This is a genomic window from Allobosea lathyri (assembly GCF_900108245.1).
Classification (GTDB): Bacteria; Pseudomonadota; Alphaproteobacteria; order Rhizobiales; family Beijerinckiaceae; genus Allobosea; species Allobosea lathyri.
In genome coordinates, this window is the sequence record NZ_FNUY01000001.1 from 133,909 (window position 1) to 160,101 (window position 26,193).

Consider the following 26,193-nt stretch of genomic DNA (forward strand, 5'->3'; position numbering starts at 1 on the left):
GGAGGAGATGATGGCTGGATCGTCGATTGCTGCACTCCTTGAGCCGGCTGCACCGCGGGCCCGCCAGTCGGAGGTATTGCGGTTCGAGACATATGCTAATGTCGCACCGCTCTACGAGAGCTGGTGCGACCTTGAACAGCGTAGCGCGGACGCGACGATCTTCCAGTCTGCCGATTGGTGCCGGGCATGGGTCGAGGCGTCGGAAGCTGCAGGCGTGGCCGAGTCTCCGCGGATCGCGACGGTCTGGCGGGGGGACCGGCTCGTCCTGCTGTGGCCGCTGGCGATCCGGCGCCTTTCGGTGTTCCGGATCCTCCATGCTCTCGCCGAGCCGGCCACGCAATATGGCGATATCCTCATCGATGCCAGGGAGGACCGGGCCGCGCTTTTGGATATGGCCTGGAAAGAGGTCCGTTCGTGGGTTGGCATCGACGCGATCGAACTCCGCCGTGTTCGGGATGGCTCCGCCCTGTCTCGTCTTCCCGAGCTGGCGCGGCATGATGTGAAGGGCTCGCAAGCCAGCGCGCCGCTGCTCGACTTCCGCCAACTCGACGCCGACAGCGCCGATGGGCAGCGCACGAGCAAGACACGGAACGCGCTACGCCGACATGAGCGCCTACTGGCAGAGCTTGGTCCCGTCGCCTTCGACATTCTCGACCGGCGTCAGGATCAATGCGACGTTCTCGCGGAAGCCTTCAGGCTCAAACGCGAATGGCAGAAGGAAAAATCCGCAGTAAGCGCTGGCTATGCGCATCCCGCGAGCGAGGCCTCGCTCCTGCGGCTGGCGGGGGATGGGCAGCTGTTTGCAGCCCGACTGCGTGTGGGGAAGGATACGGCGGCGATCGAGCTCGGCGCTGTCCGGAACCGGCAATACTGGTCGCTGGTCCAGAGCTATGATCTGCGCTTCTCCAAACACGCGCCTGGACGGCTGCTGTTCTGGCATCTGCTCGAGACATGCCCCAGCCTCTCGATCGATGTTTTCGACTTTCTGGCCCCTGCCCACCGGCACAAACTCGAGTGGTCCAACCGGGAAACCGGCATCCGCGACTATCTGATGCCAATCTCGATCAGGGGGCGCGCTGCGGTATCCTATCTGTTGAACGTCAAGCCGAGATTGCGTGAGCTCTATATCCGGCTCCCAGCTGGACTCCGCCGTCGCGCGGCGCGGCTGGTGCATGAGTTGAGTTGAACTCGTTGAGCTGAACTCGTTGAGCCGATCTCCGCTTGAAAACGGACGAAGGCTGTCATGCGTTGCAGGGCCGGATACCCCCTTGGTGCATCGGTAGTACCTCCAGCGCCGGGCTCGACTGAGGCATCGCCGCCGCATCTTATTGATAGGTGCCGCTCATGCGCAGACGCCGCGTCCTGGCCCAGGAGTTCACATGCAAAGCGGCGTCCACGCCGGACGGGCGGCTGCGCGAGAACCGACGATGCCGCAGCCTGACGCAACGGCTATCACGACCATGCCGGCCCAAGCCGCCGGACGCGAGCGTGACTTTGGCGATTACTATCTCCTGTTCCTGTGCGTCCTGCTTGCGGGATACGCGAGCTTCGGAAAAGGCTTCGCCTATATCGGCGTCCCCCCGCTGTTCATTGGCGAGATCGCGCTGGGGCTCGGGCTGGTTGCCTTGATGCTGTCGGGCTGCTGGCTCGCCATGATGATGACGCTGCCAAGCCTGGTTCTACTGGCGCTGATGGCATGGGTCGTCATTCGCACCCTGCCTTATTTGGGCATCCACGGTGTCGACGCTCTGCGCGACAGCGTGCTCGCCGTATACGGCGTCTTCGCCTTCATCATCGTCGGACTGATCCTGCAAAAGCCGTCGCGCCTTGGCCGGATGATCAGGATATATAGCGGGTTCGCGCTGTTCTACGGCTTTGCGGGGGCTGTGCTCGCCTATACGACGAGTACGCTGTCCGACATTCTCTCCTGGCCGTTCTCAGGTGTTCCCGTCGTCTATGTCCGGATGGGCGAGGCCTCCGTTCACCTCTGCGGTGCCGCTATCTTCGTCCTGCTCGGCTTGCGGCGTGTCCCGCTCCTGTGGACGCTGGCGATGCTGGTGGGCTTCGTCATGATCTCGATCAGCAGGGGGGCGATGCTGGCCTTCCTCCTCCCGGTATGCGCCGCGGCGGTACTGGGCGGCAAGCTCCATCGCCTGATGCCGATCCTGACGGGCGGGGGGGCGCTCTTCGCGATCATGCTGGCGCTGGGGCTGCAGGTCGAGCTCGCCGGAGGCCGTGTCATCGGCCCGACCCAGCTGGTCAATAATTTCGAGAGCCTGCTTGGCCATAGCGAGGCGGCAAACCTCGATGGTACCAAGACCTGGCGCTTGCGCTGGTGGCAGTCGATCCAGGACTACACCCTGCATGGCCCGTACTTCTGGGCCGGCAAGGGTTTCGGGGTCAATCTTGCCGAGGATGACGGATACGTCGTCGGGCAGGAGACGGGCGGCACGCCGGTTCGCGCGCCGCACAATGCCCATCTCAACATGCTGGCGCGTGCCGGCGTGCCGGGGCTGGTGCTGTGGACGCTGACCGCCGTGACGTGGTTTGCGATGCTCATGCGCTGGATGGTCGTGGCGCGACGCCGCGGCGATGTCGACTGGGCCAATCTCTTCATCTGGATTGCCTGCTACGGCCTTTCGATGCTGATCAACGCCTCGTTCGACGTGGCGCTCGAGGGGCCGATGCTCGGCATCTGGTACTGGTGCATTATCGGGCTCGGCATCGCATCGACGATGATCTACGCGGCATCGCTGGACACGCAGCGGCGCAGCCTTTCAGCTCTCCGCGCACCTGCCGCGTCGTCGCAAAATCTGCCTTTGAAGCAAAGTCTACCTTGGGGGACACAGCGGTGAATGCCGCCATCTGGGCCGTTCTCGCCGTCACGCTGTCGGCGGTCTCGGCCGCGGCGGAACAGGGCGTGGGGGAAGCCTGCCCGGCCGATGCAATCCGGATCGACCAGGGCCAATCCGTCGGGGACGCCGTGGAGCGGGCGGCGCCGGGCGCGGCCTTCTGTATCGCGGCAGGTACCCATCGCATGCAGTTCGCCGTGCCGAAATCCGGTCAGCGCTTCTTCGGCGAGCCGGGAGCTATCCTCAACGGCGCGAGGGTCGTGACGAATTTCCTTCGCCTCGGCGAGATCTGGGTCGCAGGCGGCCAAACCCAGACCGGCGTCGAACGGGGTGTCTGTGCGAGTGGCTATGAAGCCTGCGCGCTGTCGATCGGTGTTTTCATGGACGGGCAGCCGCTGCGACAGGTCGCCGGCCGGGGGCTGTTGCGGTCGGGCACATTTTTCTTCGACCGCTTCAGGCACGAAATCGTCCTGGTCGATTCCCCCGATGACAAGCTCGTCGAGGTCTCGGCCACGCGCTACGCCTTTCGCAGCGCGGCCGATGGCGTGGTGATCCGCGGCCTCGTCGTCGAGAAATACTTCAACCCCGCGCAGGAGGGGGCAATCCATGGCGAGGGCAGGGGCTGGCGGGTGGAGAACTGCGAACTGCGCCTGAACGGCGGCGCCGGCGTCGCCGTCGGGTCGGACAGTGCCGTGTCCAATTGCAGTATCCATCACAATGGCCAGATCGGCGCGACGGCGGACGGCTCCAACATCCTCTTCGATTCCAACGAGATCTGGTCCAACAACATCTATGGCTTCGATCCCGGTTGGGATGCGGGCGGTATCAAGATCACCGTGAGTTCGCAGCTCGTTTTCCGCAACAACCATGTCCACCACAACAACGGGCCTGGCCTGTGGTGCGACGAGCGCTGCGTGGACGCCCTGTTCGAAGGCAATGTCGTCGAATTCAACCAGTCGGCCGGGATTTTCTTCGAACTTTCGTCAAAGGCTGTGATCCGTCGCAACACGCTGCGCCAGAACAACCAGGCGGGGTATTCCTGGCTCTGGGGCGCCGAAATCCAGATTGCGGCTTCCGAGGATGCCGATATCTACGAGAACACCCTGATCGTCCGGGATTCCGGCCGGGCGGTCATGCTGATCGATCAGAACCGCTGGAAGGTCGGCGGTGGCTTCTACAAGACGCGCCGCAACCGCGTGCACGACAACGATATCAGCTTCCTCGGCACCGGCGCTGCCGGCGGCGCCTCCAGTTCGGACAGGCAGGCCGAGAATTTCAGGATCATCACGACGGGCGGCAACAGCTTCGATCGCAACGTCTACCGCTTCCGTGGCGGTCAGCCGCCGATCTTCATCTGGGACACGCTCCAGATGGATTTCGCCGGCTTTCGCAAGCAGGGCCAGGAGCGCAACGGCTCCATCAGCGTCGGCGAACCGCCCAAACCATAAACAAACGAAAGGCGGTCGTCGGAGCCGCCGCTCAAGTTTCGGGAGGGCGGTTCACCTGCCGTTACAGCGCCGACGGCACTGGCTTTCCGGCGGGTATCACGGGGCTCCTGCGCCGCAGTCTCCGGTCTATCGGCTTCTCGACGGTGACGAAGACGAGGACCCCCACCGCGATGCTGAAGGCGATGCCGACGATCCGCACCGGCACGTCGAACGATGCGGGAATGTCAAAGCGGCCGAGCAGTTTCCCGCAGGCGGACAGAACGAGCCAGTGCGACAGATAGATGCTGAAGGAGGCGTCGCCGAGCTTCCAGACGAAGCGGTTGAGCGCGTCGTCCACGAAAATCCTGCGGCAGGAGATGAAAATCGCGAAGATGAGGGATGCGACGCCGATGCGGTAGCTGGACAGCAATCCCCATTCCGGTGCGAGCCACAACGGCGTTATGGCAAGCAGCCCGAAGGGGAGCGCATTCAGCCCCCTTTCATGCGGTTTCATCTCTTCGAGCAGGCGCATCAGCCAGCCGAAGCCGAAGGCGAGCATGAACGGGCTGAAGATGTGGGACAGGATGGCATTGGAACCCGCTCCGGGTGCGCCGGCAATCATCGGGCTCGGCGGTCCACCCATGATGATCCCGATCGCGCCCAGAGCGGCGAGCAGCCAGGCCAGCAGGAGTTTGGCCGAATTGCTGCCCCCGATCGTCAGCAGCATCACGGCAACCGAGCCGTAGAAGATCATCTCGTATTCGAGCGTCCAGCCGACTCCGAGGATCGGAAAGCCCATTTGCGGCAGGATCAGATAGGATTTCGCCATGGAGACGAAATCGGGGGCGAAGTTGTTCAGATGCCAGGTGGGATTGAGCAGGTAAGCGATGACCGCAAGGCTCGTGAAGATCCAGTACATCGGATAGAGGCGCAGGATGCGGGAACCGAGGAACGCTCCCGCCTTCTGCGATGGACCGACCCTCATGCAGATCACATAGCCGGAGACGACGAAGAACAGCTCCACGCCGATCGCCGAGAGTGGCTGGTACCAGGACGGCGTGATCGTGCCGGTCGTGAAATGCTTCGTCAGCAGGTTGGAGTGGCAGATCACGACCTCGCAGGCTGCCAGCGCGCGCAGCCATTGTATCTCGGTCCGTCGTTCCACCTGCGCAGTCATAGCTTTTTGCCGGATAGCCTAGGCAATGCGGGAGGGCTGGAGCCACGTCGCTCCGTGCTGCCGCACGCGAATCCGGCCCTCTCTCATTTGGCGCCTCTTGCCGTGAAGACGGCAGGAAACGTCTCGATGATGATGTAGAGATCGAGCCAGATCGACCAGTTCCGGATGTAGAACAGATCCTGCTCCTGCTGCACGTCGATGTCGCCGCCACTGCGGGAACTGACCTGCCAAAGCCCGGTCAGACCTGGCGGAACGCTGACGCGCAGGGTCTGGAAGGCCGTATCGAAGCTGTTCATGTGATAGTCGGGGAAGGGCCGGGGGCCGACCAGGCTCATCTCCCCGCGCAGGATGTTCCAGAGCTGCGGCAGCTCATCGAGGCTGGACCGGCGCAGGAAATGCCCGATCGCGGGAAGCACCCTCGGATCGGCGCTGAGTTTGAAGAACCGCGCCCATTCCGCCTGTGCGTCGGGATTGTCCTGCAGATGCTCGCGCAGCCGCTCCTCGGCATTGCCATACATGGTTCGCAACTTGAGCACGTTCAGTACCCGCCCGTCCCGGCCGACACGGCGTTGGCGGTAGAAGGCGGGGCCCGGGTCGGCGAACTTGATGGCCAGAGCGAGGATCGCGATGAGGGGAGCAGCCACGATCGTCGCGGGAATGGCGACCAGCAGGTCGACCGCGCGCTTGACGGCGAGATTGCCCGACCGAAACAGATCGAAGCGCACTTCCAGCCCGACCGCACTCCCGAGATTGCGGGTGCGCAGGCCCAGATTGGGGATGCCGCCCGTGCCTTCCGCGACGATCACATGCGCGAAGGGCAGCCGGGACAGGTGAGTAGCCTCCGCGACCTCCGACCCCTTCAGATCGGACGCCGCGATGATCGCGACCTCGACGACACCGGGGAGGCGATGCATGTCCGCCATGCCGCAGAGCACCGGCAGGGCTGTGTCGGGCCACTGACCGCTTTCGGGCGGGTCGCAGACGATGCCGATCGGGTTCAGGCCGAGCTTGGGCTGTTCCAGCAGGGTCCTCGCCAGCTGCGCGCATTGCTCGGGCGAGCCGATCAGGACGGTGGGCGCGCCCCATAGGCCGCTCTGCATGAGAGGCAGCCGCGCCATGCCTTCCAGATAGTAGCCGATGATGAACAGGAGCGCGGTGACGACGCCGATGGCGGCCATGTCCGCAGTGGAGTTCCAGGCGGCGGTGACGGCAACCATCGCCACGCCCAAACCCATAGCGCCCAGGGCGCGAAGCCGAAGCCGGGCGATCGGACAAGGTCCCCAGCAGCCATAGAGGCCGATAAAGGCGTGGAGGGGGGCAAGCGCGGCGAAGAGTACGAGCGCGCCCTCAGCCCAGGCCCAGCTTGCAGGCGGCACCAGGATTTCGCTGGCTGCGACCGCTATGGCCGCCGCCAGATAGTCGCATGTCATCAGCGCGGCAACGACGACCGCCCGACGTGGCGACCACCTGAACGCGTGGTGAGAACTGGCCGTGGACGGAGCAAGCTTGCTCCAGTCCATCTGTGCCGTTGCCGATGGTACGCCCCATTGCATGGCGCTCCGACTCCCGTCCCTGGCGCCCCCGGCCTATGTGCCGGCTCAATTTATTCCGCAGCCTGGCTCGCCGGGACGTGCACCTCGCCGCGGCCGCCAGTGACCATGTCCGCGATCCAGCGATAGGTTGGCACCATCCCGTCCCGCAGCATGATGCGCGGCTCCCAGTCGAGGATCTCGCGCAAGCGGGAGTTGTCGCTGTTGCGCCCGCGCACGCCCTGTGGGCGCGAGGTGTCATGGCGCTTGACGAGGGTCTTGCCCGCGATCTGCGAGACCAGATCGACGAGCTCGTCGACCGTGACCAGCTCGTCCGTCCCCAGATTGAGCGGGCGGTCATAGTCGGACTGCATGATCCGGAAGATGCCTTCGACGCAGTCGTCGACATGCATGAATGAGCGCGTCTGCTGGCCGTCACCCCAGATCTCGATCGTGCCGCCATCGGGAAGCCCGGCAATCTTGCGGCTGATAGCGGCAGGCGCCTTTTCCCGTCCACCGTCATAGGTTCCCAACGGACCATAGACGTTATGGAAACGGACCGTTCTTGTCTGAAAGCCCCAATCCTCGGTGAAGTACTGGCAGAGCTTCTCCATGTAGAGCTTCTCGAGGCCGTAGCCCTCTTCGGGATCGGCCGGGAAGGCGTCGTCCTCGCGCAACGGCGTGACGTCCGGCTTGGTCTGCAGATATTGCGGATAGACGCAGGCCGACGACGAGAACAGGAAGCGTTTCACGCTGTTCTCGCGGGCCGTCTTGAGCATGTTCACATTGATCAGGGTGTTGTGCAGCGCAATGGCTGCATGCGAGGTCGTGATGTATCCGATGCCGCCCATATCGGCCGCGAGATGATAGACTTCATCGACGCCGGCCGTCGCGATCGCGCAGTTCTTCTCCACGCGGAGATCGAGCAGCTTGAATTCATGGGCCGATGTCGGCGCGTATTCGGGGCTCTTGATGTCGACGCCGCGGACCCGGCGTCCCTTCTTGATGAGGTGGTCGACGAGGTGGTGCCCGATGAAGCCGCCGGCTCCCGTGACAAGTGCGATTTTCTCAGACATATCCCGCTCCTTGGTCCTTGAAATGAAATGGTAAAATGACGTCGAGGTTCATCCGATGGTCGGCGGTCGCAAGCGCTGCGCCGCTCTGAGCCTGAACGTGGATGCGGCCCGTCTGACGAGCTGCCCACTCGCGGCGATCAGGAAGCCCGGCACGATCCAGAGGTAGCGGCGGAACAGCCGCCGCGGCTCCTGGCCCAGCCGGAAGAGCCATTCCAGGCCATTGCGCTGCATCCACAAGGGCGCCTGCGCCTTTCTGCCGGCCAGAAAATCGAAGGCGGCGCCGACACCGATGAGGACGGGAGCGTCGAGGCGCCCGACATGGGCCGCCATCCAGTATTCCTGCTTCGGCGTGCTCAGGCCGACCCAGACGATGTCCGGTTTTGCCGCGTTGATCTGATCGACGATGTCGAGGTCTTCCTCGTTCGTCAGAGGCCGAAAGGGCGGGCTGAGCGTGCCGGCAACATCGAGGCCCGGATAGGTCTGCGTCAGCGCGGCGGCGAGGGTGTCGGCAACACCAGCATCGCCCCCATAGTAGAACTGGCGGTAGCCGCGCTTGGCCGACAATGCGCTGAGTGCCCGCATCAGGTCGGGCCCGTAGACGCGTCGCGTCTGGGGCTGACCGAGCAGCCGGGACATCCAGACGAGCGGCATGCCGTCGGGCGTGACGAGACCGGCCTGATTGTGGATCGCCCGCAAGGCCTCGTTGCGCTGGCTCTCCATGACGCCGTGGGCGCCGGTGATGCAGACATAGCGCTGCTTGCGTTCCGCGATCCAGGACGAGATCGTATCGAGAGCCCTGGGAATCGTGATCGCGCTGACCTGGACGCCGAGGATGTCGACGCGCGGCGGGTCCGCCTGGGCGCGGTGGAGCGTCATGCCACGACCCTCCGTTCGAGATGTTGTGGCGGGGCGATGGCCTTGCCCAGCAGTTCGTCGAAATAGGCGATGGTCCGAGTCAGCCCTTCCTTGAGCTCCACCCGGGGCTGCCAGTGAAGAAGATCCGCCGCACGGGTGATGTCGGGGCAGCGCTGGCGCGGATCGTCCTGCGGCAGCGAACGGTATTCGATCGTGGATTGCGAGCCGGTCATCTCGACGATCATCTCGGCGAGCTGACCGATGCTGATCTCGTTGGGATTACCCAGATTGACCGGACCGGCGACCTCGCCGGCGACATTCATCAGCCTCACCAGGCCTTCGACGAGGTCGTCGACAAAGCAGAAGGACCGCGTCTGGCTGCCGCTGCCATAGATCGTGATCGGCTCGTTGCGCAGTGCTTGAACGATGAAATTGGAGACCACCCGCCCGTCCTGCGGATGCATGCGGGGGCCATAGGTATTGAAGATGCGCGCGACGCGCACGTCGATGCGGTGCTGGCGCTGATAATCGTAGAACAGCGTCTCGGCGCAGCGCTTGCCTTCGTCGTAGCAGGCGCGCGGGCCGTTGATATTGACCAGGCCGCGATAATCTTCCCGCTGCGGGTGGATCTCGGGGTCGCCATAGACCTCGCTGGTCGAGGCCTGCAGGATGCGGGCGTGCAGTCGTTTGGCCAGCCCGAGCATGTTGATCGCGCCTATGACGCTGGTCTTCGTCGTCTGGACGGGATCATGCTGGTAGTGGACGGGCGAGGCCGGGCAGGCGAGATTGTAGATCTCGTCGACTTCGACATAGAGCGGAAAGGTAATGTCGTGCCGAACGATCTCGAAGCTCGGATTAAGCAGCAACTGAGAGATGTTGGTACGATTGCCCGTGAAATAATTGTCGAGGCAAAGGACATCATCTCCGCCATGCAGGAGTTTTCGGCACAGATGCGAGCCGATAAACCCAGCTCCGCCGGTAACGAGAATCCGTTTCATTTTAATATTCCTTGAGAGCCACGAATTTCTTTCGAGACCCGACCGTCAAATATCGTCAAATATGAAGAGGGGACCTGAGATACATGAGGCTCCTCACGGCGATCATCGTTTACTTGATGGTCCGCCGAGGCAATTGACGCTTTCGAGGGACCACCCGTCTGGGCTCGGTCTTTTCGGAGTACCCCGGTGAAAGCGGGTGTGGAGCCTGTCCTGGCCCTGGAACCTGTATTGGCGTTGGCGCGGGCTGGTTGAGAACGATGACGTCCCGCGAAATCACGCCGGGGGATCCGGACGGCCAGACAGTCGCGGACAGCCGAAGTGCCGGCTCCTCCTGCGGAAGCTGGATTGTTTTCCGTCACGACCGCCTTGGCGGAGCGGATTTTCGCGCAGGCCAGGCCCGTTCGATCCTGCCCGAGCCTTGGGAGTAACTCCATCGCGCCCGTGGATTTCTCGGAATAGCGCAGGGTTTCTCGTCGCCCTGTTCTAGGCTCGTAACCCCGCGTGCCTCTTGGCTCGCATGGTCGATACGGACCTGCGGTTGCCTATGCCGGGCACAATCCGTGGGGGCGTCGATGAGGGGCGAGCCATGATGTCAGCACGCGTTTCCACCATTCTGCCAGATGCGCTTCCTCGGGACGGCAGGCGCCCGGGCACGGTCGCTGCATTGGCGCGTGTGGGGCTTCTCCTGCTTGGAAGTTCGTTTCCGGCACCCGCATTCGCAGCTCCATCCGACGAGCCGCCGATCTATCGCGTCGCGCCCGGCGACCGCATCAACGTCACCGTCTTCGGACAGACGGATCTCTCCGGCGATACAGTCATCGACGGCGCCAGCAGCGTCACGGTGCCGTTGATCGGGCCGATCTCGGTCCGCGGCCTGAGCATCAAGGAAATCGAGCAGCGCATCACCCAGCGCCTGTCCGATGGCTATCTGCAGAAGCCGGTCGTCTCCGTTCGGCTGACGGAGCCAAGGCCGATCTATGTCGTCGGGGACGTCAAGACCTCCGGCAGCTATGCCTATCGCTACGGTGTTTCTGTGATGGGGGCCGTGGCGCTTGCGGGCGGTTTCACCGTTTCCGAGGAGCAGGCCCAGGCGGTGCTGCGGACGGATTTCCTCCAGGCCGATGAACGGGTGCGCACGCTGGAGGTCACGCGTGTCTCCTTCCAGGCGCGTCGGATCAGGCTGGAGGCGCAGCGCGATGGCCGGCCCACTCCCAAGTTCGACGAACTGACTGGCCCCGCCGCGACTGGTGAGCAGGTCAGCCAGATATTCCAGAACGAGGCGCAGATGCATGCCTTCCAGATGGCGGCTCTGCAACAGCAGGTCGCGATGCTGGAGCAGCAGGAGCCGAGGCTGCAAACAAACAAGCAGTTTCTTCAGGAGCAGCTGGCTTCCGAGAAGCGTCAGCTCGAACTGATCCAGCAGCATCTCGTCGATTACAACGCGCTCGTCAGCTCAGGACTTGCCCGACGCTACACCGGCATCGAGCTGCAGCGCGAGGAGGCGCGGAATCGCGGCAACATCGCCCGCTTCTCCGGGGACATGTCCAATATCGACGTCAGCGTCGGTGAACTGAAGATCCGTATCCAGGAAGCGCGGGATGGCTTCCAGCGCCGAGTCCGAACCGAATTGCAGGACACGCTGCAGCGCATTGCCGAAATCGAGGTGGCGCTGCCAGCGGCGCGGGCCGCGCGGGAACTCAGGCTGCGCCAGGTCGGCTTCGTCGCGGATGCTGGCGGTGCGCCTCGCCGCAGCCTCTTCGTGACCCGCACCAGCGACGAAAAGAGCGAAACTTTTGCCGTGACGGACAGCGCCTTGCTCGAGCCGGGCGACATTCTTCGCGTCGAGAGACAGCGCGACCCGAGCCAATCCGCCGAGCCGGTTTCGATCACCTGGCGGTGATCGGCAAATTGCTGCTTCGTTTGAGATATTTGCCTTCATGTCCCCGCCGCGATTGGTTTTGCGGTGGGGATTTTCGCGCCAGCGTCGGTTTTCCCGGCACAGTGCGCAGGATTTGAGCCTTTCCGACGTCACGAGCCGCGCAGCGCAATGGGATTACTCCCAGAGCCCCCCTTCCATGCGCCAGCGCAACTCCGTCCAATCAAGGGACCAGATGTCACCAAGAACACTGTCGGCAAAAGCCGCCATCCAAAGCCGCCACCAATGAACCCCGTCCTGGGACAGCCGTCGTGGAACATATGAACTGGGCCTTTCAGAATCCGATCCGCCTGGAGGGAAACGTCCGTCGGCATTTCGAGAGCGTTGGTCTCAACGCGATGCTTACCCTGTGGCGGCGCAAGCGCCTGATCCTGGCACTGATGGGGCTGGCCATGATCGGGGCACTGGCCGTGCTGCTGACGAGCGAGAAGCGCTATACGTCCAATGCTCTGGTTCAAATCGACTTCAGCCGGGACGATCAGTCTGGCAGCGCCCGGCAGGGCTCAGGCTTTCCAGTCGATCTCGCCGCCCTCGTCGAGACGGAGGCGCGCTTCGTCCGCTCGCGCGCCATCGCCCGGCAGGTTGCCGAACGGCTGGCCGCGGAAGGCAGAACGAAAGACGAGCGGGGCCTGCAAGCGGGCACCGTGCCTGAGGAGCGCGACATTCTGCTGTTGATGCGCGATCTGACCGTGCGCAACGACAGCCGCTCCTATCTGATCGACATCGGCTTCACTGCGAACGATCCCAAACGCGCCGCGGAAGTCGCCAATCTCTTTGTCGAGGTCTATCTCAAGAACCGCAGCGAAACGAGTTTCGCGGCCGCGCGCCGGGCCAGCGAATGGTATGCGGCGCAGATCAAGGACACCCGGACGGCCCTTGAAGTGGCGGAGACTGCCGCTTCGGAATACCGCGCGACTTTCAGCATCGTTGAGACCTCATCGGAAGGCGGCGCCCTGCAACAGCAGCGGATGCGCGAAGTCTCGAGCCAGGCGAGCGCCGCCACGCTCGTGCGCCTGAACGAGGAGGCTCGTCTCGACCGCGCGCTGAGAGCCGTAGCCGGGGGCAATATTCCGCCCGACATTGCAGCGCTGCCGCAGATCCAGCGCTTGATCGAGAGCAGAGAGGCCGCGCAGCGACAGGTCGCGGAACTCGCGGCGTCGTCGGGCGAGCGCCACCCCAATGTCGAGCGCGCCAAGTCGTTGCTGGCGGAAATCGAGAGCCGCCTGCGCGAGGAGGTCCGTAAGGCCGTCGCCACGATCACGGAGGATGCGAGCAACGCGCGCAAGGTCGAGGCAGAACTCGAAGCCAATGCGCAGACGGCGAAGCAGGCGCTGATCGGGAACAGGTCCCGCGAGGCGGAACTTCGCACCCTGCAGGGCAGGGCGGACGCGATCCGCGCGCGCCTCAAGACGCTGGGAGAGAACTATGTGCAGGCCCAGGCGCTTTCGGATCTGAAGCCCGTGGCGGCACAGGTGATGATCGCAGCCGAACCGATAGAGACACCATCGGGCCCCAGGGCAACGCTCATTCTGGGCTTCGCCATGCTGGGTTCGGCAGCGCTGGGAGCGGGCATGGCCTTCCTGCTCGAGCGTCGCGATACCGGCTTTCGCACCGAGGACGAAGTTCCCCAGGAGACCGATTGCCCGTGTCTTGGCCTGGTCGCGGCGAGGTCGCGCACCGATGCGCGACACGAAGTTGCGGAGCGGCGCGAGGCCGTGCGGGGGATTGCCGCCTCATTGGGCCTGACCTCGTTTCAGGCAACTTCGAAAGTCGTTCTCATCACCTCGGCGCTTCCTGGCGAGGGCAAATCCCTGCTGGTGGACTCGCTCGCTCTGTGCCTGGTCGAGATGGGCCGCACCGTTCTCATCGTGGATGCCTCGCCGCGCAGCGAGCCTGGCGACAGCGCCCGGCCTGCACTCGAGGACATGGTCGCGGATACGGTGAGCCGCCGCCAGTTCCTCGACCGCAGGCATGTCGAACCCTTGCCGGTTCTCCAGCGCCGGAATGCGATCATGCGCAACAGCCTGCCCGTAGTCGCGGGCGAGCATACGACGTCGCTGTCGATCGTCCAGCGCCGCACGGGCCTGTCGGAAAGTGGAGCGGTCTTCGCCAACGCCGCGATCGGCGAACTGGTCAAGGAGGCCTGCTCGAAATTCGACGTGGTCCTGATCGAGGCGCCCCCGGTGGTGCTGGTCGCGGATTCCCTCATCCTCGCGCAGGTCGCCGACATCGTCGTGCAGGTTGTGCGGTGGCACGAGACGCCGAAAGCGATCGTCGCGGCCGCCTTGAAGCGGCTTCGCGATACATCGACCCGCGTCCACGGAATCGTGCTGACGGGCGTCAGAATGAACGAGTACCGGACCTATCAGGCGTTCCGCGGCGCCTTCTCTGCAAAGAAATCCCGCAAGTATTACGCGGCATTCGATTGACCTTCGATGGAGGCGAAATTGAGCGGACATGATCGTATCCTGATCACCGGTGGCAATGGCTATGTCGGCCGGCAGGTCACTCGCCTGCTATGCGGCGCGCATCAGGTCTGCGTCGTCGACAACATCCGTTACGGCCAGATCCGCTTCTCGGACAGCGAGCTCGGCCGTATCCGCCTGGAGAAGGTCGACATCACCGACAAGCGCGCGATCACGGATCTGGTCGCGGATTTCCGCCCCGACGTCATCATCCACCTGGCGGCGATCCACTACATTCCCGAATGCGAGCGCGATCCCTCCCAGACCCTGCTGACCAATGTGGTCGGCACCGTGAACCTGCTGCTCGCCGCGCCGCCTGAGACCCGCTTCGTCTATGCAAGCAGCGGTGCGGTCTACAAGCCCGACACGCTCCCCCATTGCGAAAGCACGGCGCTGCTGGCGCCGAGCGATATTTACGGCTTGAGCAAGCTCCACGGCGAACATTACGTCCGCCATCTCGCGCAGCAACGTTCGCTCGCTGCGGTCGTCGTGCGGCTCTTCAATGTGGTCGGCCCCGGCGAGACCAATCCGCATCTCCTGCCCGAAATCGTCGCCCAGCTGAAAGCCGGCCGCACCACCATCCGGCTCGGCAACCGCTGGCCGAAGCGGGACTACATCCATGTCGAGGACGCCGCGCGTGGCTTCGCGACGATCGGCACCAGCGAGACGACGGTGCCGGGCACGACCGTCACGGTCAATCTGGGGACGTCGCATCCCTATTCCGTCGACGAGATACTGCACAAGCTGAGCGACATCTCGCAGATCCGCTTCGAGCTCGAGCAGGACAGCGAGCGCGTCCGCGCCGTCGACCGGCCATTCCTTGCCGCCGACACGACGCAGATCCGCCGCCGCTTCGGCTGGGAGCCCGCCTTCACGATCGACGATGCGCTGAAGGACCTCTGGCGCGAGCCGGACCTCTCGGCCTCACTGACGGCAAAATACCAATGATCAGGGTCCTCGCAGCCATCGTGGCTCCGCCACATCTGTCGGTCAGCGGCGCAGGGCGGGCCGGTGAACAGCTGAGTATCGCGCTGGCGGAGCATTGCGAGGTGACCATCGCCAGCATGATGGCGCCTCAGACGGCGGCGGTGGACGACAGTAGGGTCAAGCGCGCGGCTGTGAAGGTAACGTTGCCGCCGCCGCTGTCATGGCTGCGCCTGCCCAACAAGTACCGCACCCTGTTCTATCGCTCGGACATTCCGCAGCTGATCCGCTCAGGTCGCTTCGATCTCGTGCATCTGCACAATCCCATGCCGGCGCTGGAGCTCGCGCGGATCGCATATGCCTGCCGGCAGGCAGGCGTCCCTTACGTGATCTCCACACACGGCTTCAACGAAATCGCCAATGGCGCTCGCATCTACGGCTTCGGCCTGCTGCGGCGCCTGGCCTGGAAGGCGCTGGTGACGATGCCGGTGTCCTTTGCGGTGCGGCGTGCGTCCGCCATCTTCGCGCTGTCGCCGGCCGACAAGGACATCGCCCGGCAGATGGGCTTTGCTGGCGAGGCGCTCGCGATCGTTCCCAACGGCGTGCCGGCTGCGCGCCCGGCAGATGCGTCCGGCGATGCCGCCCTTTTGGGCCGGCTGGGCCTGCCCGAACGGCGCGCCGGTCAGATCACCTGTATGTTCCTGGCCAACCATACGCCCAACAAGGGCCTGCCGGTATTGCTGCAGGCGTTCTCGCAGTTGAAATGCCCTTATCTGCTGATCGTCGGCGGTGAGAAGCGGCCGGAGATCGACTATGGCCTCGCGGCCAGGCAACATCGCCCCGACCAGCAGATCGTCATAACCGGCCGGATCTCGGACGATGAGGTCGCCGCCCTGTTCAGGCGCTCCGATCTCTTCGTCTTCCCGACGCTGGCCGATACCTTCCCTTTGGCGATCCTCGAGGCGATGTCCTACGGGCTGCCGGTGATCGCCTCGCATGTCGGCGGCATTCCCTATCAGCTCGACGACAAGAGCGGCGCGCTGGTCGAGCCCGGCGATGCCGGCGCGCTCGTCGATACCGTCACGCGCTTTGCCGGGATGCCCGCGGGCCTTCAGGAAATGGGGCGCCATGCCCAGGCCCGTGTCGCCACGCAGTTCACCTGGAAGAGCGCCGCGAGCCGCGCTTTCACCGAATACGAGCGGCTGCTGGCCTTGCCGCCGCCGGTTCCATCGCGAGCGCGGGCCGATCGCGATGGCGCCAGTCCAGTGCAGAGAGGAACGCTTGCATGAGCACGTCTGGAACAGAACGGCTGGCCATCATCGGCTGTGGCGCCGTCGTGGACCACCACCTCCTGCCGTCGCTCCGGCGCATCGGTTGGCTGCCGAGCGTGCTTATCGACCGCTCGCCCGAGCGCCTGGCCCTTACGGCAGGCAAGCTCGGGAGCAAGGGTCGCGCCGTCGTCAGGGCGGCCGACTGGCGCGAAGCCGCCGATCATTTCGACGCGGCGATCGTTGCCATTCCGCATGTCCTGCACGGTCCGGTCGGCCTCGATCTTCTGCTCGCCGGCAAGCATCTCTTCATGGAAAAGCCGCTGGCGGTGACCACGGCGCAATGCGAGGCGATGATCGAGGCCGCGCGGGAGCGCAGGCTTTCGCTCCGGGTCGGGCTGCTGCGGCGCTATCTTCATGCCGCCCGCTGGCTCAAGGCGCTGCTCACTGCCGGAACGCTCGGCGAGATCAAGCGCTTCAGCATCCGCGAGGGGTTCGTCTTCAACTGGGCGACGAGTTCGGACGCCTTGCTCCGGCGCGATCTGGCGGCCGGCGGAGTGCTGATGGATACCGGTGCCCATACGCTGGACCTGCTGCTCTGGTGGCTCGGAGATGTCGCCTCGCTGTCCTATCGCGACGATGCGGAGCACGGCGTCGAGGCCGATTGCATCCTGGATTGCCGGATGGCGTCGGGGGCTATCGGCCGGGTGGAGCTCAGCCGCACGCGCGAGTTGCGCGGCACCATCATCATCGAGGGAACGGACGGTTTCGTCGAGGTTCACCTGGCGAAGAACCAGGTCCTGGCGGGATCTCCCAATGCGCTCGCCTTCCGGCATGAGGGGCGGTTGGCGGCCGAGCTGCCGATGCAGCTTTTCCCCGAACTCTTCGATTCCGAATTGCGCGATTTTCGCGGCAGCGTCGCCGGCGATACCGACAAGGGGATCTCGGGCGCTGAAGGTCTCGGCTCGGTCGCCCTGATCGAGCGTTGCTATGCCAGTCGCACGCCGCTCGACATGCCCTGGCAATCGCTATCGCCTGCCGCTGTCGCCAGGGACGAGTTGCCGAGCCTTCCCCCGGGCAGCACGGCCCTAATCACGGGGGCGACCGGCTTCATCGGCGGGCGGCTGGCGGAGCGCCTCGTCGAACAGGGCGTCCGCGTGCGCTGCCTCATCCGCAGTTTCGGGCAGGCGACGCGTCTGGCGCGGTTGCCGGTGGAGTTCATCAGCGGCGGCCTCGATGATCCCCAGGCTGTCGCGCGCAGTGTCGACGGCGTCGATTACGTCTTCCACTGCGCCTATGACCCGCGCTCCCGCAAGGCCAATCTCGATGGTCTGGAGCAACTGATCGCAGCCTCCGCACGGCGCAAGGTCGCCGGCTTCGTCTATGTCAGCAGTTTCTCAGTCTACGAGCCGTTTCCCGACGGCGTGCTGACAGAAGAGACGCGCGATGGCGATGTCTCCTGGACCTATGCCCGCAACAAGCTCGACCTCGAGGCGCGCGTGTTCAAGGCGGTGCGCGAAGACGGTCTCAAGGCGAGCATCGTGCAGCCTACGATCGTCTACGGGCCCTTCTCGAAGCCGTGGACGAATGCGCCCGCTGAAATGCTTCTGACCGGCGAGGTCATCCTGCCCGATCACGGCGAGGGCCTTTGCAATGTCCTCTACATCGACGATCTCGTCGATGCGCTGGTGCTGGCGGCAAAGCGTCCGGAAGCGGTTGGCGAACGCTTCATCGTCTCGGGACCCGAACCGGTGAGCTGGGCGTCGTTCTTCGAGACCATTGCCCGCGCCCTGCAGATTGCCCGGCCGACCTACTGGCCTGCGGACACCATCGCCAAGGCCAATCATGGCTTCATGCGCGATCTCAAGATGGTGCTCGCCAATCCGCGGCGCCTCATCCAGATCATCGTGCGCTGGCCAGCCGCGCGCCAGGCCCTGCAATCGGGCTATGACGCGCTGCCCAAGCCGCTGCATGACTTTGTGACGCGCACCTATTTCGGCGGCGGCGGGCGGCGGTTCGGGATGCAGTATTTGCCGGACCCGCAGGCGCTGGCCCTCTATCGCTCGCGTGCGCACGCCAGCAGCGAGAAGGCTGCCCGGCTGCTGGGATATCGTCCACGCTTCGATTTCGACAGCGGGATGCGCGAGACCAGCGCCTATCTGGTCTGGGCCTATGGCGATCTACGCCAGCAAAACGGAGCACCGAACGCCCGGCCGGCCATCGCCGAGGGCGTTGCGGCGAAACTGGCCAATGCGAGTTAGCACGCATCTGCGGCGCACGTCCTGGACGCTCCTCGACCAGGGCGTCGTCAGCCTCGGGACGTTCCTGCTCAACATCGTGCTGGCACGTCATCTGTCGCCCGCCGAATACGGCACTTTCGCGTTGGTGTTGGGAACATTACTGCTCGTGCAGGTGATCACCAGCTCGCTGGTCTTCTACCCGATGTCCATTCGCAGCGCGGCTATGGCTGCCGGCGACAGGCCGAGACTGATCGGGCGGAGCCTCGCTCTGCTAGGTCTTCTCGGCGTGCCGCTCATCCTGATCGTCGGGGCCGGACTGGCCGTCATGGGCCGGACGGAGCTGCTGTTTCCGCTACTGGCCTATTTCGTGGCCTGGCAAACCCAGGAGGCGTTGCGGCGCAGCCTTTTTGCCGAATTCCGCCACCGCGATGCGCTGGTCGGCGATATCGTCGGCTATATCGGCCCGGTGCTCGTGGTCCTGTTTCTGCTGCAGCGTGGTCCCCTCGTCCTGACGGATGTGTTCCTTGGCCTTTCGCTGGCATCGATGGCGGCATTGGCTGTCACCTATCTTCAGACGCGCCCTGATTTCCGCGACCTGGCTTCGCTTCGGGTGACGATCCGGGAGTTCTGGTCGCTTGGCCGCTGGTCTCTTGCCAATAATCTCACTGGTGCGTCGCGCATCCAGATCATGCTCTGGGGTCTAACGGCCCTGTTCGGCGCGGCGGCGACGGCATCCTTCCAGGCCGCGCTGAACGTCATCAACCTCGCCAATCCGGTGCTGCTGGGCCTGTGCAATGTCATTCCGCAGGCGGCAGCGCAGAAGTTCCGGGACGGATATGGCACCGCGTGGCAGGCCGCGCGCGTCTATGCCCGACTCGGGGCGGCGCCGATCCTGCTATGCTATGGCGTGCTTCTGGCTGCTCCCGAATTCGTCCTGCATATCCTCTACGGCGCGAATTCGGCCTATATCGGTCTGGTCCTGCCGATCCGCATCCTGGCGGTGGGCTGGCTGCTCGGATACATGGCGGACATGGTCTGCTCCTACATGCACGGGGTCGACGCGGCGCGGCTCGCGCTCCTCATCAACGCAGTCGGTGCGATCTCGGCGGCAGCGCTTTTCCTGCCGCTCACGATCAGCCATGGCATTGCCGGCAGTTGCATCGCCCTGGCCGTGTCGAGCCTGGCCCGCCTGATCGCATCGCAATGGATCCTCACGAGGATGATCGCCGATGACCGTCGATCTGTTGCATGAATCGAGCGCCGTGGAGGCGTCGGCAGCCGCCGCAGGCGGCCGCATCGCGCTGACCATCCGCCATGTCGTGATCGACGATGGTGGACCTCACCCTTCAGCCGCCAACGGCATTCACCATGTCGTCCGGAGGATCGCGCGCGAGCAGATCGCAGCGCGCGATGACGCCGGAATCATCTTCCTGCGGCAGCCGGGCAAGGGTGATGTGGCAGAACCGCTCGATGTTCCGACGCTCGTGCTGCCGCTCGATGGACGTAAGCTCGGGCGGCATGTCGTCGGCCTCAGCTCGCTGACGCTCGCAGCGCTCACGGCCGGAGCCGGGCCGGACACGATATTCCACATCCACACTGCACGGCAGCCGCTGCTGCTGGCACTCGCGCGTGAACTCGCCCGTCGCGGCTTCGCCTTCGGCATCACCGTCCATGGCCGCTATTCCCATGTCATCGATGGGAACGGTCGCATCACGAACTGGAAATCCGCGCTCTATCTGCGGCTCGTCGAGCGCCGCGCGATCGAGAGGGCACGGTTCGTCCAGGCGGTCTCGACTGGCGAGGCCGAGATCGTCAGACGCCTCGCCCCGGGCGCTCGGATCAGCGTGGTCCCCAATGCCGCCTATTCCAGCACGCTCGATGGCGTTCCTGCCTTGCCGCGCCGCACGACGTCCTTCGCGGCGTTTCCGACCTTCGGCTATTGCGGCCGCTACGAGATCGTCCACAAGGGGCTCGATCTTCTCATCGAAGGCTTCGCAGCCTTCCATCACGCGACCGGAAGGGGAAAGCTCGTCTTCATCGGCACCGGGCCGAAGCGCGACATCATCGCCAGAATGGCGACCGCGCTCGGCGTTGCCGGCGCCGTCGAAATCCACGGCCCATGCTTTGGAGCGGCGAAACAGCGGATGATGGAAGGATGGGACTTCTTCGTGCAGCCATCACGCTTCGATGGTGTTCCCATCGGCGCCCTCGAGGCGGCTCTCGCAGGGCTTCCCCTGATCGTCTCCATGGAAACGGGCCTTGCCGGTCAGATCACCTCGACAGGGGCTGGGATCGTGATCGGGAATCTGACGGCCAAGGCGGTCGCTGCCGCCCTTGTCGAAGCCTCAGCCATCCCGCCCGACGCCTGGAGCGCGATGGCGACGAACGCGCACTCCATGGCGATCGAGATCGGGGACTGGACGCCGATAGCGGAGAGCCTGCGGCGGCTCTACCAGCCAGCCTAAAGGCCGTGACGGAGCCTTACGGGCTTCATCACGGCCTAGTCACTCCTCAAGGCGACATCTGCTCAGGGCGACATATGCGCCCTGTTCAGCGAGTAGGTCGATCCATTTGCGCCCGCGATCGCTGGCATGGGCTCCAGGCGGTTGACCGCCCAGATTGCAGCCTGGGTCCGGTTCTGGACGTGGATCTTGCGAAGTATCGCCTTGATATGCACCTTCACCGTAGCTTCCACGATCGCGAGATTGCGCGCGATCATCTTGTTGGATTGCCCTCTGACGAGGCATTGCAGAATCTGCGTCTCCCGGGCGGACAGGGTACGGGACGAATGCGAAATCTGCTGCGTCTCCGCAGGGAGTTCTTCATCGATCTCGATGTCCGCGTCGTGCTCTGTCTCGACATGCATCAGGATCGCCGACGGGAAAATGCTCTCTCCCAGCATGACAAGTTCAAGCGACTTGATCAGAGTCGACGAATTGATGGTCTTGATCAGGTATCCGCGCGCGGACAACCTGAATGCGGTGTGGACCTGATCAGGCTTGTACTTGTCGGCGAGCACAACGATCCGAGCGTCGCCAAACCGGGCACGAAGCGTCCGGACGTTCTTTTCGAACCAGATGTCGTCGTCCTTGGTTCCGATGATGATGAGTTCCGGGTCAGATTCCGACGAGCTTCCGGATGTGATGTCCTCAACATTTGAGGTCATCATGGTAACGTGAAAGCCACCTTTTGCTAAAAGTTTGCTGAGGCCTTCGCGAAATAATGTGCTTGTGTCTATTAATGCTGTGGGGACGCTACGCATTGTTACTACCCCTTAATAAAAATTTGATTTTAAATTATGTTAAAATATCAGAATGTGCAGTTCTTAATTGCAGTAAATTATGCACAATTTCGGACGGATTCCCAGAATTTTTTTTAGCCATACCTCTTCTTGGGTTAATTTGAAAATTGAGGCGGACCCTGTAATCGTTCGGCAGTATGGTGCTAAATTAAGGGTGTGATGCGAGATAATTACCAAATTTAGATTCATGTATTTGAAAATGATGAACTAAATACAGATATAGATGAATATATTTACTTAAGTTTAAATAATAATAACATAAATTTAACTTATAAGTTGTTCGTCTGAGTTCGTATTTTTTTGCTGTTGGTTGGTTTTTATATTGCAAAATTACTCCTGCCCCACGAAGATCCACTCCTGAACGGAACAGGGTTGTCGCGCCGCCTGTCACCTGTCGGGGCCATTTGCGGAGCTGGCTGATCATTACTGCGTGATCGGCGGCAGCGTCGGCGGCGCGGCCAGGAAGTCGATCTGGATTGCGCGGCGGGTTTGGCGGCAGCATCCCAAGAGCTGATTTGCTTGCAGCCCTCGTCAGCGCCTCTCCGGGCAGGGTCCGGCATTTTGCTGCTCGTCCTCGCAACTGCCCTGGCCCCGTCAGGATTCCCGGAACGCGCGCGCCATGCTGTCGCGGATCGGCTGCATCAGATATTCGAAGAAGGTGCGTTCGGTCGTCTGGATATAGACTTCTGCCGGCATTCCAGGCGTTGGCTGGAAATCATGGATGGCGGCGATGCTGCTGCTTTCGAGGCGCACGCGCACGACATATAGGTCTGACGTGCTCGGATAGGAGCGCTGCCTCTCATCGGGCAGTGCGTCGGCGGAGATATAGATGACCCTGCCGTTGATCATCGGCGTAGTCCGCTGGTTCAGGGCGGTCAGGCGTACGGTTGCGATCTGGCTGTGCCTGATCTTGTCGATGTCCTGCGGGCGCACACGCGACTCGATGATCAGCTCCTCCTGAAGCGAAACGATCTCCATGATGCTCTTGCCGGCCTCGATGACGCCGCCGGTCGAATGATAGCGCATCTTGACCACGGTGCCTCGGACCGGGGTGACGATCCTCGACCGGTCGAGCACGCCCTTCACTGTGTGAATGCGCTCGCGAACGTCGTTCAGCTCTGCGCCGATATCCTGCAATTGCTCGGAAGCGGTTTTGATCGCCGTCTTGCGCACGCCGTCGATCTGCTCGACGGCACGCGCGATGCGCTCGCGGGCATCGCCGATATCGCCGGTGATGCGGCCGGCCTCGCCTTGAAGATTGGCGGCGCTCCGCTGGAGCGAGAGCACCTCGGGCTTGCGGATATAGCCGCGTTCGAGCAGCGCCTGCTTGCCCGCGAGCTCTTCCTTGAGCAGTTGGCCCTGCTGGGCGACAGCGGCCAGTTGGGCCTTGCTGCCGGTGATCTTCTCTTCGAGCCCGTCGATACCCTTCTGCTGTGCCGCGATGTCATTGGCGATGTTGTTCTGCCGCGCGACGAAAGTCGCCGTCTGCGACCTGAGCATGGCCACCGCGTCGGGATCGGCGCTGCGCGCCAGGAGATGCGCCGGAAATTCGAGCCGTGTCTGCCCGGCCGCCTCGGCATTCAGCCGCGCCTCGATCGCTTCCAGGCGGATCTGCTTGAGCAGGTGCCGGCGCAGTTCCGCCCGGGGCGAGGTGTCGTCGAGCTGCACCAGCAGCTGGCCGGGCATCACGATGTCGCCCTCGCGGACCATGATCTCGCGGATCACGCCGCCTTCGAGATGCTGGATGGTCTTGTTCTGCCCGGTGGTGACGAAGACGCCCGGCGCGATGACGGCGCCCGAGATCGGTGCGGTGTTGCCCCAGACGCCGAAGCCCATGACTGTCGTCGAGACGATGACGACGCCGCTGATCTTGGCCCAGCGCGTGCTGCGCGGAACATCTGCATACCAGGGCTGAGCCCCCGCCGTGATGGCAACCATCGTATCGTCTCCCCGGTCGTTTATGTATTCGACAGGCCGATCGAGCGGCCTTGCCGGTCTTTGAAGGTCAGTTCGGCTAGTTCAGTTAGGCCTGGGCTGCGGGCTGTCGATGCTGCGCTGCCCGACGATCAGCGGCAGGATCTCGTCGCGCGTGCCGATGGCCTGCACGGCGCCATCCTTGATCATCATGATCTTGTCGACGCTGCGCAGCAGCGCCGGTCGTTGTGTTACCGCCACCACGGTCATGCCCCGCGCCTTGGCGCGCTCGAAGGCGCGTGCCAAGGCGTTCTCGCCGATCGTATCGAGATTGGAGTTGGGCTCGTCGAGCACGACGAGGCGCGGATTGCCGAAGAAGGCCCGTGCGAGCCCCAGCCGCTGCTTCTGACCGCCCGAGAGGGGGCTGCCGTCGATGCCGATCTGGGTCTCGTAGCCGTGGGCGAACTGCGCGATCATCTCGTGGATGTCGGCGATCTCGGCCGCCTCGTACACGGCTTCATCCGTGGCGTCGTCCTGCATGCGGGCGATGTTGGCCTTGATCGAAGCAGGGAAGAGCTGGGTATCCTGCGGGAGATAGCCGACGCTCTCGCCGAATTGCCGCGGGTCCCAGTTGCGTTGCTCCATCCTGTCCAGACGAACGGTTCCCGCCGTCGGGCTGATCGAACCCACCAGCATGCGCGCAAGCGTCGACTTGCCACTTCCCGAAGCGCCGACGATGGCCAGGGAATCGCCCGGCTCCAGGCTGAAGCTGATGCCGTTGAGGATGACCTTCTTGCTGGGCGGCGGCACATAGAGGATGCGCTCGACATCGAGCCGGCCCTTGGGGTTGGGCAGTTTCAGGCGGTCGAGATTGAGCGGCGAGCTCTGCAGCAGGGCCTGGACGCGCGAATACGCTGCGCGCGCATGGATGAAGCTGCGCCAGCCTTCGATCGTGCCCTCCAGCGGCGCCAGCGCCCGGCCGGCCACGACCGAGGAGGCGATGACCATGCCGCCGGTGAGCGACCCTTCCAGCGAGAGCCAGGCGCCCCAGCCGAGCATCGCGATCTGCGTCCCCAGCCGGAAGAACTTCGAGAGCCCGGTCATCATGATGTTGCGGTCTTGCGCGCTGACCTGCGCCTTCAGCGATTCAGCGGTTTCCCGCCCCCAGATCAGCACGCCCTCGGGGATCATGCCCATGGCGTTGATGACCTGCGAATTGCGCGACATCGCCTCCGACTGAAGGTTCGCGCGCGTCGAGAAGGCGCTCGACCGGGCGAAGGGCACGGCCGTCAGTTGCTGGTTCAGATAGGCGACGGCGACCAGGATCAGCGCGGCGACGGTGACGATGTAACCGAGATGCGGGTGGATCAGATAGACGGCCAGCAGGTAGATCGGTGCGGTCGGCGCATCCAGCATCGTCAGGATGACCGGGCCGGTGATGAAGCTGCGGATCTGCTGGAGATCGGCAAGGGTCTGGAATTCGCGGTTGGAGCCGGTCTGGGCGGCCTTTGCGGCAGCGCTCAGAACCGGCCCGCCGAGCCGGCTTTCGACATCGACGGCAATCCGCATCAGGATGAAGCGGCGCATCATGTCGAGCAGGACATGGGCCAGAATCGCGACCATGACGATGATCGATAGCATCACCAGCGTGTCGAGGCTGCGGCTGGTCAGAACCCGGTCCGACATCTGGAACAGGTAGATCGGGACCGCCAGCACCAGCGTGTTCACGACAAGCGAAAAGATCGCGACGACCACCATGTTGCGGCGTGCATCGTTCAGGCCCCTGCCCAGAACCTGCTTGAAGTCGCGGTCGCCGAGACGCTGTTCGAGTGGCGAGCCTCGGCCCGAGCCGCCACCGCCGCCGCCTCCAGACCCGCCGCCCTTTCCTCCGCCGCCATGACCGTTCTGCGTCGGGGTGGATTGTCCTCCGTTTACGATGCCTGCCGGGCGAAGGGCCGCGACACCGTCTGCCGCCGGTGCGCCATGCTTGGCCTCTGCCTTGACCTCCACCCGCGCCGGGGTGGCCGCTGGCGTTTGCTCGGTCGCCTTCTCGTTGGAGTTCGCGACATCGGCGAAACGCGACGTCGGCATGTCGACGGCGCCAGGCATGTCGACGGCGCCAGGTATCCCGACGGCGCCAGGTATGCCGACGGCGCCAAGCATGCCAGCGGCCTCGGGCCGGCTGTCGTCATAGGCGCGCCTTAGTTGAGAAAATGGCTTGGCTTCTTCAG

Annotated in this window: 19 protein-coding genes; 10 read left to right on the plus strand and 9 right to left on the minus strand. The window is 63.8% G+C overall.

Annotated elements, in window-relative coordinates; genetic code table 11:
* The first annotated feature begins 10 nt into the window (after window positions 1-10).
* The 3 genes from C4S73_RS00570 to C4S73_RS00580 all read left to right on the plus strand — a co-directional run bounded on the left by C4S73_RS00570 (window position 11) and on the right by C4S73_RS00580 (window position 4,300).
* Window positions 11-1,186, plus strand: a complete 1,176-nt coding sequence (locus tag C4S73_RS00570) for a GNAT family N-acetyltransferase (RefSeq protein WP_160115626.1) — start codon at window positions 11-13, stop codon at window positions 1,184-1,186.
* A 241-nt stretch (window positions 1,187-1,427) separates the two neighbouring features.
* On the plus strand, window positions 1,428-2,855 hold the full coding sequence (locus C4S73_RS00575; RefSeq protein WP_160115627.1) for an O-antigen ligase family protein: 1,428 nt from the start codon (window positions 1,428-1,430) through the stop codon (window positions 2,853-2,855).
* Window positions 2,852-4,300, plus strand: coding sequence for a right-handed parallel beta-helix repeat-containing protein (locus C4S73_RS00580; protein ID WP_103870539.1), 1,449 nt, complete (start codon window positions 2,852-2,854; stop codon window positions 4,298-4,300). Before C4S73_RS00575 ends, C4S73_RS00580 begins: the two co-directional genes overlap by 4 nt.
* A 61-nt stretch (window positions 4,301-4,361) precedes the next feature.
* Here the strand turns inward: C4S73_RS00580 and C4S73_RS00585 are convergent, their stop codons facing one another.
* The 5 genes from C4S73_RS00585 to C4S73_RS00605 all read right to left on the minus strand — a co-directional run bounded on the left by C4S73_RS00585 (window position 4,362) and on the right by C4S73_RS00605 (window position 9,914).
* Complete coding sequence (locus C4S73_RS00585; RefSeq protein WP_160115628.1) at window positions 4,362-5,444, minus strand: acyltransferase family protein; 1,083 nt, start codon at window positions 5,442-5,444, stop codon at window positions 4,362-4,364.
* A gap of 95 nt (window positions 5,445-5,539) precedes the next feature.
* Window positions 5,540-6,886, minus strand: coding sequence for an exopolysaccharide biosynthesis polyprenyl glycosylphosphotransferase (locus C4S73_RS00590; protein ID WP_160115629.1), 1,347 nt, complete (start codon window positions 6,884-6,886; stop codon window positions 5,540-5,542).
* Between the two features lie 173 nt (window positions 6,887-7,059).
* On the minus strand, window positions 7,060-8,061 hold the full coding sequence (locus C4S73_RS00595) for an NAD-dependent epimerase/dehydratase family protein (protein WP_103870542.1): 1,002 nt from the start codon (window positions 8,059-8,061) through the stop codon (window positions 7,060-7,062).
* 48 nt (window positions 8,062-8,109) lie between these two features.
* The gene (locus tag C4S73_RS00600; protein ID WP_103870543.1) at window positions 8,110-8,937 is read right to left on the minus strand and encodes a WecB/TagA/CpsF family glycosyltransferase; all 828 of its coding nucleotides are present in this window, start codon (window positions 8,935-8,937) and stop codon (window positions 8,110-8,112) included.
* Window positions 8,934-9,914, minus strand: coding sequence for a UDP-glucuronic acid decarboxylase family protein (locus tag C4S73_RS00605; RefSeq protein WP_103870544.1), 981 nt, complete (start codon window positions 9,912-9,914; stop codon window positions 8,934-8,936). The genes C4S73_RS00600 and C4S73_RS00605 overlap by 4 nt, the downstream gene beginning before the upstream one ends.
* Window positions 9,915-10,500: 586 nt before the next feature.
* On the opposite strand from C4S73_RS00605, the gene C4S73_RS00610 reads away from it, so the two are divergent.
* From C4S73_RS00610 to C4S73_RS00640, 7 genes are all read left to right on the plus strand, one after another.
* A complete protein-coding gene (locus tag C4S73_RS00610) occupies window positions 10,501-11,814 on the plus strand; it encodes a polysaccharide biosynthesis/export family protein (RefSeq protein ID WP_160115630.1) in 1,314 nt (437 codons plus the stop codon).
* Window positions 11,815-12,110: 296 nt separating this feature from the next.
* On the plus strand, window positions 12,111-14,279 hold the full coding sequence (locus C4S73_RS00615; RefSeq protein ID WP_103870546.1) for a GumC family protein: 2,169 nt from the start codon (window positions 12,111-12,113) through the stop codon (window positions 14,277-14,279).
* An 18-nt stretch (window positions 14,280-14,297) separates the two neighbouring features.
* Window positions 14,298-15,263, plus strand: a complete 966-nt coding sequence (locus C4S73_RS00620) for an NAD-dependent epimerase/dehydratase family protein (RefSeq protein WP_244595382.1) — start codon at window positions 14,298-14,300, stop codon at window positions 15,261-15,263.
* Window positions 15,260-16,528, plus strand: coding sequence for a glycosyltransferase family 4 protein (locus C4S73_RS00625; protein ID WP_103870548.1), 1,269 nt, complete (start codon window positions 15,260-15,262; stop codon window positions 16,526-16,528). The genes C4S73_RS00620 and C4S73_RS00625 overlap by 4 nt, the downstream gene beginning before the upstream one ends.
* On the plus strand, window positions 16,525-18,768 hold the full coding sequence (locus C4S73_RS00630; protein ID WP_103870549.1) for an NAD-dependent epimerase/dehydratase family protein: 2,244 nt from the start codon (window positions 16,525-16,527) through the stop codon (window positions 18,766-18,768). The genes C4S73_RS00625 and C4S73_RS00630 overlap by 4 nt, the downstream gene beginning before the upstream one ends.
* Window positions 18,758-19,999 (plus strand): oligosaccharide flippase family protein, encoded by a 1,242-nt coding sequence (locus C4S73_RS00635; protein WP_160115631.1) that lies wholly within the window; start codon window positions 18,758-18,760, stop codon window positions 19,997-19,999. Before C4S73_RS00630 ends, C4S73_RS00635 begins: the two co-directional genes overlap by 11 nt.
* Window positions 19,977-21,212, plus strand: coding sequence for a glycosyltransferase family 4 protein (locus C4S73_RS00640; RefSeq protein WP_103870551.1), 1,236 nt, complete (start codon window positions 19,977-19,979; stop codon window positions 21,210-21,212). Before C4S73_RS00635 ends, C4S73_RS00640 begins: the two co-directional genes overlap by 23 nt.
* 62 nt (window positions 21,213-21,274) lie before the next feature.
* Here C4S73_RS00640 and C4S73_RS00645 read toward each other — a convergent pair whose 3' ends face one another.
* From C4S73_RS00645 to C4S73_RS00655, 4 genes are all read right to left on the minus strand, one after another.
* Window positions 21,275-22,009: a LuxR C-terminal-related transcriptional regulator gene (locus C4S73_RS00645; protein ID WP_103870552.1), complete on the minus strand. Its 735-nt coding sequence runs from the start codon at window positions 22,007-22,009 to the stop codon at window positions 21,275-21,277.
* A 187-nt stretch (window positions 22,010-22,196) separates the two neighbouring features.
* Window positions 22,197-22,628 carry a hypothetical protein gene (locus C4S73_RS27780; RefSeq protein WP_146071237.1) on the minus strand — a complete coding sequence of 144 codons (432 nt, stop codon included), beginning with the start codon at window positions 22,626-22,628 and terminating at the stop codon, window positions 22,197-22,199.
* A gap of 14 nt (window positions 22,629-22,642) precedes the next feature.
* A complete protein-coding gene (locus C4S73_RS00650; protein WP_103870553.1) occupies window positions 22,643-23,986 on the minus strand; it encodes an HlyD family type I secretion periplasmic adaptor subunit in 1,344 nt (447 codons plus the stop codon).
* Between the two features lie 81 nt (window positions 23,987-24,067).
* Complete coding sequence (locus tag C4S73_RS00655; protein ID WP_244595383.1) at window positions 24,068-26,071, minus strand: type I secretion system permease/ATPase; 2,004 nt, start codon at window positions 26,069-26,071, stop codon at window positions 24,068-24,070.
* Window positions 26,072-26,193 lie beyond the last annotated feature (122 nt).